This window comes from Corallococcus sp. CA041A (assembly GCF_003612075.1).
In the GTDB taxonomy this organism is placed as follows: Bacteria; Myxococcota; Myxococcia; order Myxococcales; family Myxococcaceae; genus Corallococcus; species Corallococcus exiguus.
The window spans coordinates 1-14,102 of record NZ_RAWF01000259.1; the positions used below are offsets into that span (position 1 = coordinate 1).

Below are 14,102 nucleotides of genomic sequence, written 5' to 3' on the forward strand. Positions count from 1 at the left end.
GCCTGGGGCTCCGGCTCGCCGTAGCCGTAGGTCTGCGGATGGGGACGCGACGCCGCGGGGCCATGGGCGTTCGACGGATCGTTGATGTCGAAGGTGAACGCGTCCTCGGGCGCGGGCTGCGCGGGGACGGGCAGGGTGCCGTCGTCCGCGAAGTCGAAGTCGGGCGTGCCGAAGTCGGCCTCGGCGGGCGGGGCGGCGGCGACGGGATCTTCGGAGAAGTCGAAGTCGCGCGCGGTGCCGGCGGGCTCGTGCGTGCCGTAGGCGGCGGGCGCGGCGGGCTCTCGGAAGGCGGCGTTGGGGACGGGGATGGCGACGACGCGGGTTACGTCCTCGCGCGGCTCGGAGAAGTCAGTGGTGTCGACCGAGGAGAACTCGCCGCTGCTGACCTCCGCGAAGTCGTCCTCCGCGGCCATGGGCGCGGGGGCCGGCGGCGCGGCGTCCATGTCGAAGCTGAACGAGTCGTCCGGCAGGGCCACCGGCGCGCCGGGTCCCGCGTCGAGCGAGATGGCCCGGGGCGCGGCCACGCCCGGCGAGGCATAGGCCGCGGGCGGGAGTTCGTCGTCGAAGGAGAACGGATCCTCGGGGACGGGCGGAGCGGCGTTACCCGGCAGCGGGATGGCGGCGGGGCGTGGAGCGGCCGCGCCAGGAAGTGGGATGGCCGGGCCCGCGCCCATGGGGATGGCGGCGGACTGCGGCGCGGCGCTACCGGGCAGCGGGATGGCTGCGGAGCGCGGCGCGGCCGTGCCGGGCAGCGGGATGGCCGGGCCCGCGCCCATGGGGATGGCGGCGGACTGCGGCGCGGCTGCACCGGGGAGCGGGATGGCGGCGGACTGCGGCGCCGCGGCGCGGGGCGCGGCGGCTCCCGGCAGGGGGATGGCGGCGGACTGGGGCGCGGCACTGCCCGGCAGGGGGATGGCGGCGGACTGGGGCGCGGCGCTACCGGGCAGCGGGATGGCGGCCGACTGCGGAGCCGGAGCGGCCGCACGCGGGGCTGCGGTGCCCGGCAGAGGAATGGCGGCGGACTGGGGCGCGGCGCTGCCCGGAAGTGGGATGGCGGTGGACTGGTGGGGCGCGGCGCTACCGGGCAGGGGAATCGCGGCGGACTGCGGCGCGGCACTGCCCGGGAGCGGGATGGCGGCGGACTGCGGCGCGGCGCTACCGGGCAGCGGGATGGCGGCGGACTGCGGCGCGGCGGTGCCCGGCAGCGGAATGGCTGCGGGCTGCGGCGCCGCGGCCTCGGGAGCTTCGCCGCTCGCGCCATCGGCCTTGATGGGGAACGTGGTCTGGCACCGGGCGCACTTCAGCTTCGCGCCGCCGGGCGGGATCCGCCTGTCATCGATGTTGTAATTCGTCTGGCACGACGGGCAGGAGACTTTCATTGTTTTCCTTCGACGAGACCGGCTGGCGCGCGCACGCGCAGCAATGACGGGGGCGTGCGATGGTCCGCGCGGCGCGTGCAGGCTAGCAGAGCCGTTTCAAGCCCGGAAAGAACGCGTCCCCAGCGCGCACTGTTGTCACCCGGCCGGGCAGGAGGGCGGGCGCCCGCCAACACCAACAGTGTGCATCCCTTTTCCAGGTCCCCTCCCAGGGTGGTAGACCCGGCGGCGCATGGATCCCATCGTCATCCTCGGAGCGGGCCTGGCGGGCCTGTCCACCGCGCACTTCCTCAAGCGCCCCTGGCGCCTCATCGAGAAGTCCGACCGGGTCGGCGGCCTCATCAAGACCGAGGTCATCGACGGGTGTTACTTCGACCCCACCGGTCACTGGCTCCACCTGCGCGACCCGGAAATCCAGGAGTTGGTCAACACGCTCTGGCTCCCGGACCAGCTGGTGCGCATCCAGCGCCGCGCCGCCATCTTCTCGCGCGACACCTTCACCCGCTTCCCCTACCAGGTGAACACCCACGGGCTGCCGCCGGAGGTCGTGGCGGAGAACCTGGTCGGCTACGTGGAGGCCATCTACGGGGAGAAGGGCCGCGCCCTGCGCGAGCGCGACCCCGTGAACTTCGAGGAGTTCATCCTCCGCTACATGGGCGAGGGCTTCGCGAAGAACTTCATGCTGCCCTACAACCAGAAGCTCTGGACCGTGCACCCGCGCGAGATGTCCGCCGCGTGGGTCGGCCGGTTCGTGCCGCGCCCCTCCCTCAAGGAGGTCGTGGACGGGGCGCTCGGCGCGGGCAGTGATCAGCTGGGCTACAACGCGTCGTTCCTCTACCCGCGCGAGGGCGGCATCGAGAGCCTGGCGCGCGCGATGAAGCAGCACCTGACGGGCGGCGAGCTGAGCGTGCGCACCGAGCCCGTCTCCATCGATTGGAAGACGAAGCAGGTCGCGCTGTCGGACGGGCGCACCGTGCCGTATTCGGGGCTGGTGTCCTCCATCGCGCTGCCCACGCTGGTGGAGCTCATCGGGAAGGGCGCCTCCGGCGTGCCGGACGAGGTGCGGGCCGCGACGAAGCGCCTGCGCGCCTTCATCGTCACGTACGTGTGCGTGGGCGCCCGGGGCGCGAACCGCCAGCCGTGGCATTGGATCTACCTGCCGGAGCCGGAGTTCCACTCGTACCGCATCGGGGCGCCGTCGGCGGTGTTCGCGCCCCTGGCCCCGCCGGACACGGCCAGCTTTTCCGTGGAGTTCAGCCATCACGGAGAGCTGTCCGTGGCGGACGCGGAGAAGTACGCGGTGGAGGACCTGGTGCGCTCGCGGATGATCCACTCGGCGGACGACATCCTCTTCGCGAAGGGGCGGGAGATTCCCAACGCGTACGTCCTCTACGACGACGCCTACGGCCCCGCGATGGCGGAGGTGAAGCGCTTCCTGGAGCACGCCGGCATCCTCATGGCGGGGCGCTATGGAAAGTGGGAGTACGCCTCCATGGAGGACGCCATCCTGGACGGGCGGGCTTGCGCCCGGACGCTGAACGGCTGACGCAGGGAGTCGTCTCCTGTCGACGGTGGTCCGGGGGCGTGCTACGCCCCAGGGCCTTCCCTTCGCATTTCCGGACCCATGGCCCTGCACCTCTCCGTCGTCATCCCCGTCTACAACGAGGAATCCATCATCGCCCAGGCAGCCGAAGAGCTGCGTCAGGGGCTGGATGCTCGCGGGCTCGACTACGAAATCATCTTCGCGGAGAACGGCTCGCGCGACGCGACGCCCCGGCTCCTGGAAGAAATCTGCGCGAAGAACCCGCGCCTGCGCTGGTTCCACTCGGAGACGCCGAACTACGGCGTGGCGCTCAAGGCCGGCATCATCAAGGCCCAGGGCACCTACGTGGTCTGCGATGAAATCGACCTCTGCGACCTGACCTTCTACGACGCGGCGCTGCCCCGGCTGGAGCGCGGCGAGGCGGACATGGTCGTGGGCTCCAAGGCGGCCAAGGGCGCGAGCGACCAGCGCCCCCTCATCCGCCGCGCGGCCACGCGGGTGCACAACAAGCTGCTGCGCGTGGCGCTGGGCTTCCAGGGCACGGACACGCACGGCCTGAAGGCGTTCCGCCGCGAAGCGCTGCTGCCCGTCATCCAGAAGTGCGTGGTGGACATGGACGTGTTCGCCAGCGAGTTCGTCATCCGCGCGTGGCGTGAGGGACTGAACGTCATGGAGATCCCCATCCAGCTCCATGAGAAGCGCCAGCCGTCCATCCACCTGTTCAAGCGCGTGCCCAACGTGCTCAAGAACGTGGGCAAGCTGTTCTACGTCATCCGCGTCCGCGGGACCTGAGCGGAGGGTCGCCCCATGACGGCAGCGCGCCTGGCGTCCATCTCCGTCGACCTGGATTCGCTGCCGCACTACTGCCGGATCCACGGGCTGCCCGAGTCGCTGCTCGATGAGCGCGCGCGGACGTTGATCCACCGCGTGGCGGTGCAGCGCTTCCTGGAGCTGTTCGCGGCGGTGGGCGTGCCCGGGACGTTCTTCGTCATCGGCGAGGACCTGGAGTCGGACCCCGGCGCGGCGGACGGCATGCGGCGCTCCCACGCGGCGGGCGTGGAGATCGCGAGCCACAGCCACGCCCACGACTACGCGCTCACCCGGCGAGGGCCGGACGCCATCGCGGACGACCTGGCGCGCGCGGACGCGGCCATCCTGAAGGCCGTGGGTGTGCGTCCTTCGGGTTTTCGCGCTCCGGGCTACACGCTGAACGCGGACCTGTACGCGGCCACCGTGGCGCAGGGCTACCGGTACGGTTCATCCGCGTTTCCGGCGGCCCCGTACTACGCGGCGAAGGCGGCGGTGATGGGAGCGCTCGCGGCGCTGGGGCGGCCGTCGCGCTCCGTGCTGGACACCCCGCGCGTGTTGCTGGCGCCGCGCGTGCCGTACCGGCCTGACCCCGCGCAGCCCTACCGGCGCGGTTCGGGGGCCGTGCTGGAGCTGCCCATGACGGTGACGCCGGTGGTGCGCTTCCCGTTCATCGGCACGTTCGCGACGACGCTGCCTCGCGGCACGATGCGCGCCGCGTACCGCACGTGCCGGGCGGATGCCTTCTTCAACTTCGAGCTACACGGTGTCGACGTGCTGGACGCCACGGACGGCATCCCGCCGGAGCTCGCGCGCCAGCAGCGCGATCTGCGCGTGAGCGCCGCGAAGAAGATGGAGCGGCTGCGCAGCATCTTCCAGTGGCTCAAGGACGACTTCGACGTCGTCACCCTGCGCGACGCCGCGGGGCAGCTGTCCGCGACGCTCTGATCAGCGCGCGGCCTTCAGGGCCTTCCAGTCCGCTTCGGCTTGGTCCGCGTAGGCCTGCGCGAAGGCGACCAGCCGCTTCGTGGCCCCCTTCGTGTCTCCGCCCACCCAGTCCTCCAGGCACTTCGCCTGTGCCTGCGTGTTGCCGTGGGCGCGGGCCAGCACGACGCCCGCCTGCTCGAAGGTGGAGCGCAGGGACTTCTTCTTCCCGAGCACGGCGTCGTCCAGCTTGTTCTTCTCCGGCTCCACCTCGCGCACGAGGAACGCCCGGCCGCCCATGTTCACCGCGCCCGTGAGCGGATTCATGGTTCCGCCCAGCTCCTCTTGCGCCTTCACGACGTCCGCGCCGTTCGCGGGCACTGGCGGCGACGCCACGCCGGACGCGAGCAACTCCTTCAGCTCCAGCAGCACGGGGGGCGCCTTCGGATCCGCCGCGCCCACGAGCACGTAGTCGCGCTCCAGGCCGTAGCTGCTGCCCCCTGCGTCCAGCCGCTCCGCCAGGTCCAGCACCTTCAGGGGAACCGCCACGCCCTCCGTGCCGTCCAGGGTCTTCTCGTAGGACGCCAGCGCGGTCCGCACCGCCGCCTTCTTCTCCGCGTCCAGCGGCTTGAGCGTGTCCGACGTGAGGAAGCGCGGACCCTTCGCGCCGTCGAACTTCACGTACTTGGACAGCAGGTCCTTGGCGGACGTGTCGCGCGCCTTGTTGATGAGGTCCTTCACCGGGCCGGAGGACTCCTTCTTGTCCAGGAACGCTCCGGGGTTCGCGTCGCCGTCCGCCAGCAGCTCCAGCGTCTCGAAGTAGTTCTTCGCGAGCGCCTCCACCGCCTTGATCTGCTCGCTTGCGGACAGACCCGCCTCGCGCGCGGTGAGGACAGCGCTGGTGGCCAGGCGCGTGAGGTCCGCTTCCGGTGACGCGGTGCCCGTCTGGTCGAAGTCGTTGAGCCCCCACACCGCCTTGCCGTCCGGCCCCCGGAACGTGCCCAGGTTGCCCACGTGCGCGTCGCCCACCACCCGGATGTCCGGCGCGGGCCGGTCCGTCAGCCGGGCTTCCTGCGCGTACGGGCCCCGCAGGTCCGCGTGGAACAGGGCGGGCATGGCGCGGAACATGGCGGAGGGGCTCTGCCGCATCTGCGCCAGCTTCTCCTTCAGGCGCGCGGGCGGCAGGTCCAGGCGCGCGTTGAAGTCGCGCACGAAGGACACGGCCTGTGAGGGCTGCCGCTCCAGTCCGGACGCCTGGGCCTGCTTGGGCGCCAGCGTGTTCACCGCCACGGTGTTGCCCGTCCGTGACGTGGTGGCCTGGGGCTGGAAGTCGCTGACGTCGGGGGCCAGCCTTCCGGCGGTGGCGCCGGAGGAGGCGAGCGTCAGCACCGTGGCGGCGACGGTGGAGCCCGAGGCGGACGTCCGGGAGGGCTTGGAGGGGATGCGCATGGGGGACCTTCCGGCGGATTATCGTCAGAAGGGCATCGCGGGTTGTGGGCCCACTCCCGGCGTGCGGGCGGGGGTGCTAAGGAGCGAGCCCATGCTGGAGCGTTTCAGCGACAAGGTGAAGAAGGGTCTGCGCGGCTGGACCGAGCGCATGGCCGGCGAGCAGCAGTCCGACCAACTCCAGGCCCTGGCCCGGACGGAGAACGAGTACGGGGTGGACCCGTTCGGGTTCAACCTGGACTACAGCCTGGCGGCCATCGCCCCGTTCATGTGGCTCTATCGCCACTACTTCCGGGTGGAGGCCTACGGTGCGGACCGCATCCCCTCGGGGCGGGTGCTGCTGGTGTCCAACCACTCCGGCCAGCTGCCCCTGGACGGCGCGATGATTGGCATTGCCCTGATGGTGGAGGGCAACCCGCCGCGCGCCATCCGCAGCATGGTGGAGAAGTGGGTGCCGTCGCTGCCGTACGTCTCCACGTTCATGGCGCGCGTGGGCCAGATTGTCGGCACGCCGGAGAACTGCCGGCGGCTGCTGGAGGCGGAGGAGGCCATCCTCGTGTTCCCGGAGGGCACGCGCGGACTCAACAAGCTGTGGCCGCAGCGCTACCAGCTCCAGGAGTTCGGCCTGGGCTTCATGCGCCTGGCGCTGGAGACGAACACGCCCATCGTGCCCATCGCCGTGGTGGGCGCGGAGGAGCAGGCGCCCGCGCTGATGAACCTGAAGCCGGTGGCGAAGCTGCTGGGCTTCCCGTCCTTCCCCATCACCCCCACGGGCACGCCCTTCCCGCTGCCCACGAAGTATCGCATCTACTTCGGCGACGCGCTCCACTTCACCGGCCGCGCGGACGACGAGGACAGTGAACTGGACAAGAAGGTGCGCACCGTGAAGGCCTCCATCCAGGCGATGCTCCACCAGGGTCTCAAGGAACGCCGGGGCGTGTTCTGGTGAGCGCCTCCACGGAAGAGAAGGACGCCGTCGCGGACAAGCGCCCGGCCGTCGTCGTCACCGGCATCAGCGGCAACCTGGGCCGCACGCTGGCGAAGATGCTGCACAAGCGCGAGCGCATCATCGGCATCGACCGGCGTCCCTTCATCGGGAAGCCGAAGGACGTCGAGATGCACCAGCTGGATTTGCGCAAGAAGAAGGCGGAGGACGTCTTCCGCAAGAACGAGGTCCGCGCCGTCATCCACATGGGCATCATGCATGACCCGCGCATGAGCGAGGAGGAGCACCACTCGTTCAACGTCGTGGGGACCACGCGCCTGTTGGAGTACTGCGCGAAGTACGGCGTGAAGAAGGTGGTGGTGCTGTCCTCGGCCAACGTCTACGGCCCCAGCCCGGACAACTCCAACTTCCTCACGGAGGACGCGCCGCTGATGGCCGCGAGCCGCTTCTCCGGCGTGCGCGACCTCATCGAAGTGGACATGCTGGCGCACAGCTTCTTCTGGAAGCACCCCGACATCGAGACGGTCATCCTGCGGCCCGTCCACATCGTCGGGCCCACCATCAAGAACGCGCCGTCCAACTACCTGCGGCTGCGCCACCCGTGGACCATGGCGGGCTTCGACCCCATGGTGCAGCTCATCCACGTGGAGGACGTCGCCCGCGCCATGGTGGAGGCCCTGCGCCCGGAGCCCAAGGGCGTCTACAACGTCGTGGGCCCCGGCCAGGTGCCCCTGTCCGCCGTGCTGCGCGAGCTGGGCCACACCGCGATCCCCGTGCCACACCCCGTGGCCCGGCCCCTGTTGGGCCTGATGTTCCGCTACCGGCTGGCCAACTTCCCGCCGCCGGAGCTGGACCACATCCAGTTCCTCTGCGCCGTGGACGGCAACCGCTGGGTCCAGGACGTGGGCTGGAAGTCCCGGCACTCCATGCGCGACACCATCCGCTCCGTCATCGGCGAGTAGCGGCTTTTCGTGGGACCCCGCGACAGTTCCCTGACAGCCATGTCAGGGGGGACGTGGCGGGATGGCAGGGAGGGCCTGACAACCCTGTCAGGCAGGGGACGGTGACGACGGGGAGTGAGTGCCGCCAAGTACCTGATTTCCCGTGGGAACCGGAGGTGGGGCAGGGGGGCGGAGCGGTTGGCACTCGCATTGCTCTAGAGACCAGGCAACACGGCGGGGTCGCAGCGGGCCGGAAGTACCGCGCGACATCGTCACCCTGGTAGGGGGTTCCATTGGGGAACTCTCGACGCCCATCGTCTCGGCCGGCCCCGAGACGGTGGGCGACTTTTTTGCGGGCTACGGGGACGGCTTCTCCCGTGGCTCCAGCTCGCCCGCGAAGGGTCCCGACAGCTGCTTCTCCAGCAGCCAGGCGCCGTCCCGGAAGACGAACTCCGAGGTGACGGTGTCGGTCTGCTCCGTGACGGAGGGCAGGCGCATCCACTGGATGCGGCTGTGGACGGTGGCGTGGCGGCCGTCCTCGGCGAGCTTCACGTCCTCGATTTCGAAGTCGGTGACGGTGAGGTCGCGGTCGTCGTGGAGCTCGCGGCGCTTGCGGTCGAAGTCCTGGCGCTCCTCGGGGACGAGGAAGGTGGTCAGGGTGCGGTAGTTCCTCCAGCGCAGGTTCTTGTGGAAGCCCTCGACGACGGGGCGGAGCGCTTCCATGTCCGACTTGGGAGGGGTGTGGGCACAGGCCCCACCGAGGAACAGGGCGACCAGCAGGGCAGACAGGCGTTTCATGGCCGCGACGCTACCAGCCGCTGGGCGGAACGGACGAGGGCAGTGGTATGGTCCGCGCTCCCCCGCTAAGCGCACCGGAGTCGCGACTCAACATGGCCAAGTCGATGGTGGAGCGTTACGAGCAGCTCCTCCGGCAGGACCCGACCTCTTCCGTCTTCGTGGAGCTGGCGAAGGCGCTGCTGGAGAAGGGAGACGCGCAGCGCACCATCGAGGTGTGTACGCAGGGCATCTCCAACCACCCCACGTCCGTCGTGGGGCGGGTGCTGTGGGGCAAGGCGCTCATCCAGCTGGGGCGGCCCGCGGAGGCGATGGAGCAGTTCGACCAGGCCATCGCCATCGAGCGGGACAACCCGTACGCCTACAACCTCATTGGCGACGTGCTCCTGCAGCGGGGGCTGTACCGCTCCGCGCTGCCGATTCTGCGCAAAGCCGTGGCGCTGCAGCCCAACAACGGGCGCGTGAAGCAGTGGTTGGATCAGGCCCAGCAGGCGCTGTCCGGTGGACCGGCGCCCATCTTCGCGGACCTGGGCGTCCTGGCGACCCCCGCGGCCGCGCCGGAGGAGGACGCTCCGGAGCCGCCGGGTTCGGAAGCGGCCCCGTCCGCGTTCGAGGCGCGTGCCGCCGCGGCGGCCGGATTGGAGCCGCGCCGCGCCGCCCGGACGGAGACGCCGGCGGGTGGAACGGATGCGCAGGCGGCCTCCAGGGTCGCCTCCATCGAGGCGCATGGTGGGCCCTCGGCTCCCGCCGGGACGCCGGTGGCGGAGGACGCTCGGGGCCCTGGCCCCGTGGAGTCGGATGATCAGGGCGCCTCGCGGCGGGATGCGGCGCGTGGCGGTCCGGTGGATCCGGGGCAGGAGCCCGGTTCGGGGCGCGGGCGTGCGGCCAGCGGTCCGGTGGATCCGGGACAGGAGCCGGGCTCGGGCCGAGGACGTGCGGCGTCGGGTGCGGATCCGACGAGCGAAGGCGCTTCGGCCTCGGGCCAGGAGTCCGGCTCGAGTGACTCCGCGGATCCGGCACGTGGCGACGCCGCGCCGTCGGATCCGAGCGTGGAGGCTCCTTCCGCTCCCGTGCAGGCGGCGGATCCAGGGGCCTCCAGCCGTGGGCGCAAGTCCGGGATGCTGGCGGATCTCCCGGACGCTCCTCCGGCGGATGAACCCTCCGCGTCGCAGGGCGGGGGATTGCTCGGGGACCTTCCTCCTCCGGAGGCGGTGCGGGCTCGCGCGGCCGCGCCGGTGACGCCGGCTCCGGTCGCTTCGGCTTCGGGCGGCAAGCGCTCGCTGCTGGACGACATCCCGGATGCGACGGAGCTGGCGGCGGCCGCGGCCCGCAACAAGGCGGCGGCGAACGCGAAGGACACGGAGGCACTCGCGGCGAAGTACGAGCGCGAGATGCACGAGAAGATCGCCAAGGAGCGGGCGAAGCAGTCCCTCCTCGAGCGCTATGGCGCGAAGACCGTGGCGCTCTTCGTGGCCCTCATCTTCCTGGGCGCGAGCGCGGGCTTCTTCATCCTCTACCGCTCCCGTCAGGGTGGCCAGACGCTGTCGGAGACGCTGGAGCTCGCGAAGCGCGCCGTCGCGCAGGACACGGGCGCGTCGCTGGATGAAGCGCTCCGCCAGCTCGACCGCGCGCGCGACATGGACGAAGCGAGCCCCGCCGCCTGGGCGCTCGCGGGCTACGCGCACGCGCTGCGCTACCTGGACCACGGCGCCAACGCGGAGGACCGCCGGCTCGCGCTGGAGGCGCTGGAGAAGCCGGGCGTGAAGGACGGCTTCAATGGCCTGGTGCTGGCCACCAACGCGCTCGTCGCCGACGACCGGGCCCGTGAGTCCGCGAACCGCGCGCTGCTCGCCTCGCAGGACGACGTGACGGAGGTGCACGCGCTCGCGGGCAGCCTGCTCATCGCCGCCAAGGACGAGAAGAAGGCCCTGGACCGCTTCGACCGCGCGCTCAAGGCGTCGCCGGGCAACGTCCGCGCGCTGGTGGCGCTGGGGGACTACTACCTCGCCTCCGAGGACTTCGCGCAGGCGCTGGAGATGTTCAAGCGCGCGCGCGACGTCTCCAAGGAGCACCCCGCCGCCCGCATCGGGATGGCGGAGAGCCGGCTCGCGCTGGAGCAGGACCTGGACGCGGCGTTGGCGGACGTGGCGCCGCTCGCGCAGGACGCGAAGCTGCCCCCCGCGCTCCAGCCCCGTCAGCAACTGGTGCATGGCGAAATCCTGTCCGCGCTGGGTAAGTACGACGAGGCGCGCACCATGCTCTCCAAGGGCGTGCAGGGGCCGCTGGCCATGGACTTCCAGCTGGCGCTCGGGGCCGCGGGCCGCGCGGCGGGCAAGCTGGAGGCCGCGCAGCAGGCCTATGAAGCCGCGCTGAAGCTGCAGCCCAAGAGCGAGGCCGCGAAGGAGGGCCTGGGGCGCACGCTGCTGGACCGCGACCGCGAGAAGGAGGCCCTGCAGCGGCTGGAGGCCGACGGCGGCCGCAAGGTGTCGCTGGTGCGGGGCGCGGCGTACGCGCGGCTCGGGGACTGGAAGCGCGCCCGTGTGGAGCTGGGCAAGACGCGCGTGAACGACCGCTATCCGCCGGAGGCCGTCGCGTGGCTCGCGCTGGCGGACGCGCACGAGGGCAACGGCGCCCAGGCGCGCGACGTGCTGGAGAAGGCGCTGGCGAAGAAGCCCCGCACGGACCTGCGCGTGGCGCTGGGGCAGGTGTACTGGCGCGAGCGCGCGCTCGACAAGGCGCAGACCCAGTTCGACGAGGCGATGAAGGACCCGCGCGACTACGAGGGCGCGTGCTCGCTGGGGCGGCTGCTCCTGTCTCGCCGGCTGCCGGACATGGCGCTCAAGCCGCTGACGCAGGCGGTGGAGCGCAACGGCGCGCATGGCGAGGCCCGCGACGCCCTGGGCCGCACGCTGCTGGCGCTGGGCCGCACGCCGGAGGCGCTGAAGCAGTTCGAGGCGTGGCAGCTGGACAACCCGGGCAGCGCGGCCGCGCAGAAGGGCTTCGCGCTGGCGCTGTACCAGTCCGGCCGCCGCAAGGAGGCGGAAGGGGCTTCCGGCCGGGCGGTGAAGCTGGCGCCGGAAGACGCGGAGGGGCAGCGGCTGCGCGCGGCGCTCCTGTTCGCCAACGGCGACGCGAAGGGCGGCTTCTCCGCGCTGGAGCGCGCCAACAAGCTGGACTCCAAGGACCCGGACACCTTCTGCGAAATCGCCCAGGCGTTCCTGCGCCAGGGGCAGGTGGAGAGCGCGGACGCGGCCTTCGCGGCGGCGCGGCGGGAAGGGCCGGACGCGACGTGCGGCCGCGTGGGCGAGCTGTACGCGCAGCTGCCGGGCGGTGGCCGTGGCGCGGCGCGCACGCTGCAGGACCTGGCCGACAAGGCGCCCACCGTCTGGGACAAGGCCTTCGCCCAGGTGACGCTGGCGCGGGTGCTGCTGGGCGCCGGGGCCGTGAAGGAGGCCCGCGCGGCGGCGGACGAGGCCGTGAAGCTGGCCCCCTACAACGGGCGCGCGTACCTGGCCCTGGGCCTGGTGGCCTTCAAGCAGCGTCAGGAGGCCCCCGCGCGCGAGGCGCTGGCCAAGGCCGTGGAGCTGGAGCCCACGGATGGCCTGGCGCACCTGGCGCTGGCGGACGTGCTGGTGCGCGAGACGGCGGAGCTGCCCCGGGCGGTGGAGGCCTACGAGTCCTTCCTGAAGCTCGCGGGGGGCGCGTCGGAGGCGAACCGGGTGAAGAAGGCCCTTCCGCTCCTCAAGCGCCGGGCGTCGCGCTAGCGTGGTCGACGTGAGCGACCCGCGGCCCCCGTCCTCCCCCCTGCTGAAGGTCATGTGGGGCAATGCCTTCCTGCTGTCGGTGCTCTACCTGCTGACGGGCATCGTCGTGGAGTCCGTCCGGAGGCGGTACCACAAGCCCTTCTTCGAGCGCCTCTCCATGGCGCTCGACTCGCTGCCGGCGCGGGCGCTGGAGCTGGTGCGCGCCATGGAGCCGCTGCGCGAGGCGTACTTCAGCGGCCGAATCACCGACCTGGGCGTGCGCGTCGTCTTCGGCCTCGTCACCGTGGCGGTCATCTTCCTGCTCGCCGTGGTGGTGGGCGCCATCATGGCCGTGCTGCGGTGGGCGCTGATGCGCGCCACCCGCGGTGGGCCTGGCGCTCCCAGGGGCTGAAACCTCCGCTCACGCCCGGCGGACGCGCCGCAGGCGGAGCAGCCACGGCAAGAGGCAGAGGCCCACGCCCAGTCCGCTCACCGCCAGGGCCATGCCCTGTCCCGGAGGGATGAAGCGCCAGATCACCTGGTGCCGCCCCTCCGGAAGCGCCACGCCAAGGAAGGCGTGGTTGGTGGGAAGCACCTCCGCGGGCGCACCGTCCACGGTGGCGGTCCAGCCCGAGAAATAGGCCTCCGAGGCGACCAGCACCGCGGGCTGTTTCGCATCCACCTCCACCGTGGAGCCGTCCGGGTCGCGCTCCACGACGCGGACGCTGCCCAGCTCCGCGTCCGGCGCGGGCTGGGGCAGGGGCGTGAGGCACTCCACGGCCGCCTGGCGTCCGGGAACGAAGTCGCTGGAGGCGATGAGGGCCAGGCTCTCCTCCGGGCCCGCCACGCAACGCGGCGCCGCGAGGTAGACGCGAGGCAGCGCGAGCGGGTTCGCGAGCAGCTGCACGCCGAAGGGCTCGCTCTCCGCCACGACGTACTTCTCCATCCCCCGCTTCTGGACCTGGAGCGTGTCCAGGGTGAAGAAGCCCACTCCCGCGAGCCCCGCGTAGCGCCGCCACCACTGGCGCTGGTCCTTGAGCAGCGCCCCAACGCGCGCGGAGAGCGTGGGCAGGTACCAGTTCGCGGCCTCCACTCCCCAACGCGCTCCCACGTCGGGAACGAGCATCGTCAGGTTCGCCGCCGCGTCCCTGTCGTCCAGGGACAGTCCCTCCAGACTCGGCTGCTGGATGGTCGCGACCGCGGTGTACACACGCGTCTGGCCGAGCAGCGTTTCGCCCCCCACGCGTTGCCGCATCGTTTCGACGAAGAGGGGCTGTGCCTCAATGAGGTCGCGGTCGCAGGACACGTACACGGGCTCGGTGACCCAGGCGACGTCCACCGCGACGAGGGTGACGAGCACCAGGGCCAGGGGCCGTGGCTGGAGCTTCCTCCAGACGAGGAGCAGCCCCAGCGCCAGACAGACGCTTCCGGTCCGGAGGCCGCCCTCCGTGAGCCGCTCACCCACCTGTCGCGCCACTTCCGGCCAGAGCTCCGGGCGGCCCGAATAGAAGCCACTCAGGGCCTCGGCCAGGCGGGCGCCCGTGCCTGTCAGCGCGAGGAGCAGGACCCCCAGGCCCAGCC

Annotated in this window: 11 protein-coding genes; 7 read left to right on the plus strand and 4 right to left on the minus strand. The window is 71.6% G+C overall.

Annotation, left to right across the window (positions count from 1 at the left end; genetic code table 11):
* On the minus strand, positions 1-1,379 hold a 1,379-nt coding region (locus tag D7V77_RS33550; RefSeq protein ID WP_199733936.1), incomplete at its 3' end, for a zinc-ribbon domain-containing protein.
* Between the two features lie 229 nt (positions 1,380-1,608).
* Between D7V77_RS33550 and D7V77_RS33555 the strand changes: the two genes are divergently transcribed.
* From D7V77_RS33555 to D7V77_RS33565, 3 genes are all read left to right on the plus strand, one after another.
* Positions 1,609-2,922 (plus strand): NAD(P)/FAD-dependent oxidoreductase, encoded by a 1,314-nt coding sequence (locus tag D7V77_RS33555; RefSeq protein ID WP_120580353.1) that lies wholly within the window; start codon positions 1,609-1,611, stop codon positions 2,920-2,922.
* A gap of 78 nt (positions 2,923-3,000) precedes the next feature.
* The gene (locus D7V77_RS33560; protein ID WP_120580354.1) at positions 3,001-3,711 is read left to right on the plus strand and encodes a glycosyltransferase family 2 protein; all 711 of its coding nucleotides are present in this window, start codon (positions 3,001-3,003) and stop codon (positions 3,709-3,711) included.
* A gap of 15 nt (positions 3,712-3,726) precedes the next feature.
* On the plus strand, positions 3,727-4,674 hold the full coding sequence (locus D7V77_RS33565; RefSeq protein ID WP_120580355.1) for a polysaccharide deacetylase family protein: 948 nt from the start codon (positions 3,727-3,729) through the stop codon (positions 4,672-4,674).
* On the opposite strand, the gene D7V77_RS33570 is transcribed toward D7V77_RS33565, so the two are convergent.
* A complete protein-coding gene (locus tag D7V77_RS33570; protein ID WP_120580356.1) occupies positions 4,675-6,099 on the minus strand; it encodes a DUF2252 family protein in 1,425 nt (474 codons plus the stop codon).
* A gap of 91 nt (positions 6,100-6,190) precedes the next feature.
* On the opposite strand from D7V77_RS33570, the gene D7V77_RS33575 reads away from it, so the two are divergent.
* A complete protein-coding gene (locus tag D7V77_RS33575) occupies positions 6,191-7,045 on the plus strand; it encodes a lysophospholipid acyltransferase family protein (protein ID WP_120564926.1) in 855 nt (284 codons plus the stop codon).
* The gene (locus tag D7V77_RS33580) at positions 7,042-8,004 is read left to right on the plus strand and encodes an SDR family oxidoreductase (protein ID WP_120580357.1); all 963 of its coding nucleotides are present in this window, start codon (positions 7,042-7,044) and stop codon (positions 8,002-8,004) included. The genes D7V77_RS33575 and D7V77_RS33580 overlap by 4 nt, the downstream gene beginning before the upstream one ends.
* Before the next feature lie 336 nt (positions 8,005-8,340).
* Here the strand turns inward: D7V77_RS33580 and D7V77_RS33585 are convergent, their stop codons facing one another.
* Complete coding sequence (locus D7V77_RS33585) at positions 8,341-8,781, minus strand: hypothetical protein (RefSeq protein WP_120580358.1); 441 nt, start codon at positions 8,779-8,781, stop codon at positions 8,341-8,343.
* A gap of 92 nt (positions 8,782-8,873) precedes the next feature.
* Here D7V77_RS33585 and D7V77_RS33590 point away from each other — a divergent pair, with 92 nt between their 5' ends.
* Both D7V77_RS33590 and D7V77_RS33595 read left to right on the plus strand, forming a co-directional pair.
* Complete coding sequence (locus tag D7V77_RS33590) at positions 8,874-12,542, plus strand: tetratricopeptide repeat protein (protein WP_120580359.1); 3,669 nt, start codon at positions 8,874-8,876, stop codon at positions 12,540-12,542.
* Between the two features lie 10 nt (positions 12,543-12,552).
* Positions 12,553-12,933 carry a hypothetical protein gene (locus D7V77_RS33595; RefSeq protein ID WP_233597394.1) on the plus strand — a complete coding sequence of 127 codons (381 nt, stop codon included), beginning with the start codon at positions 12,553-12,555 and terminating at the stop codon, positions 12,931-12,933.
* 9 nt (positions 12,934-12,942) lie between these two features.
* Here the strand turns inward: D7V77_RS33595 and D7V77_RS33600 are convergent.
* On the minus strand, positions 12,943-14,102 hold a 1,160-nt coding region (locus D7V77_RS33600; protein ID WP_147452242.1), incomplete at its 5' end, for a YfhO family protein.

Excerpts from the sequence above, each read along its gene's own strand:
- D7V77_RS33590 (WP_120580359.1), top strand. The coding sequence starts at position 8,874 with ATGGCCAAGTCGATGGTGGAGCGTTACGAGCAGCTCCTCCGGCAGGAC.
- D7V77_RS33570 (WP_120580356.1), bottom strand. The coding sequence starts at position 6,099 with ATGCGCATCCCCTCCAAGCCCTCCCGGACGTCCGCCTCGGGCTCCACC.
- D7V77_RS33565 (WP_120580355.1), top strand. The coding sequence starts at position 3,727 with ATGACGGCAGCGCGCCTGGCGTCCATCTCCGTCGACCTGGATTCGCTG.
- D7V77_RS33560 (WP_120580354.1), top strand. The coding sequence starts at position 3,001 with ATGGCCCTGCACCTCTCCGTCGTCATCCCCGTCTACAACGAGGAATCC.
- D7V77_RS33585 (WP_120580358.1), bottom strand. The coding sequence starts at position 8,781 with ATGAAACGCCTGTCTGCCCTGCTGGTCGCCCTGTTCCTCGGTGGGGCC.
- D7V77_RS33575 (WP_120564926.1), top strand. The coding sequence starts at position 6,191 with ATGCTGGAGCGTTTCAGCGACAAGGTGAAGAAGGGTCTGCGCGGCTGG.
- D7V77_RS33555 (WP_120580353.1), top strand. The coding sequence starts at position 1,609 with ATGGATCCCATCGTCATCCTCGGAGCGGGCCTGGCGGGCCTGTCCACC.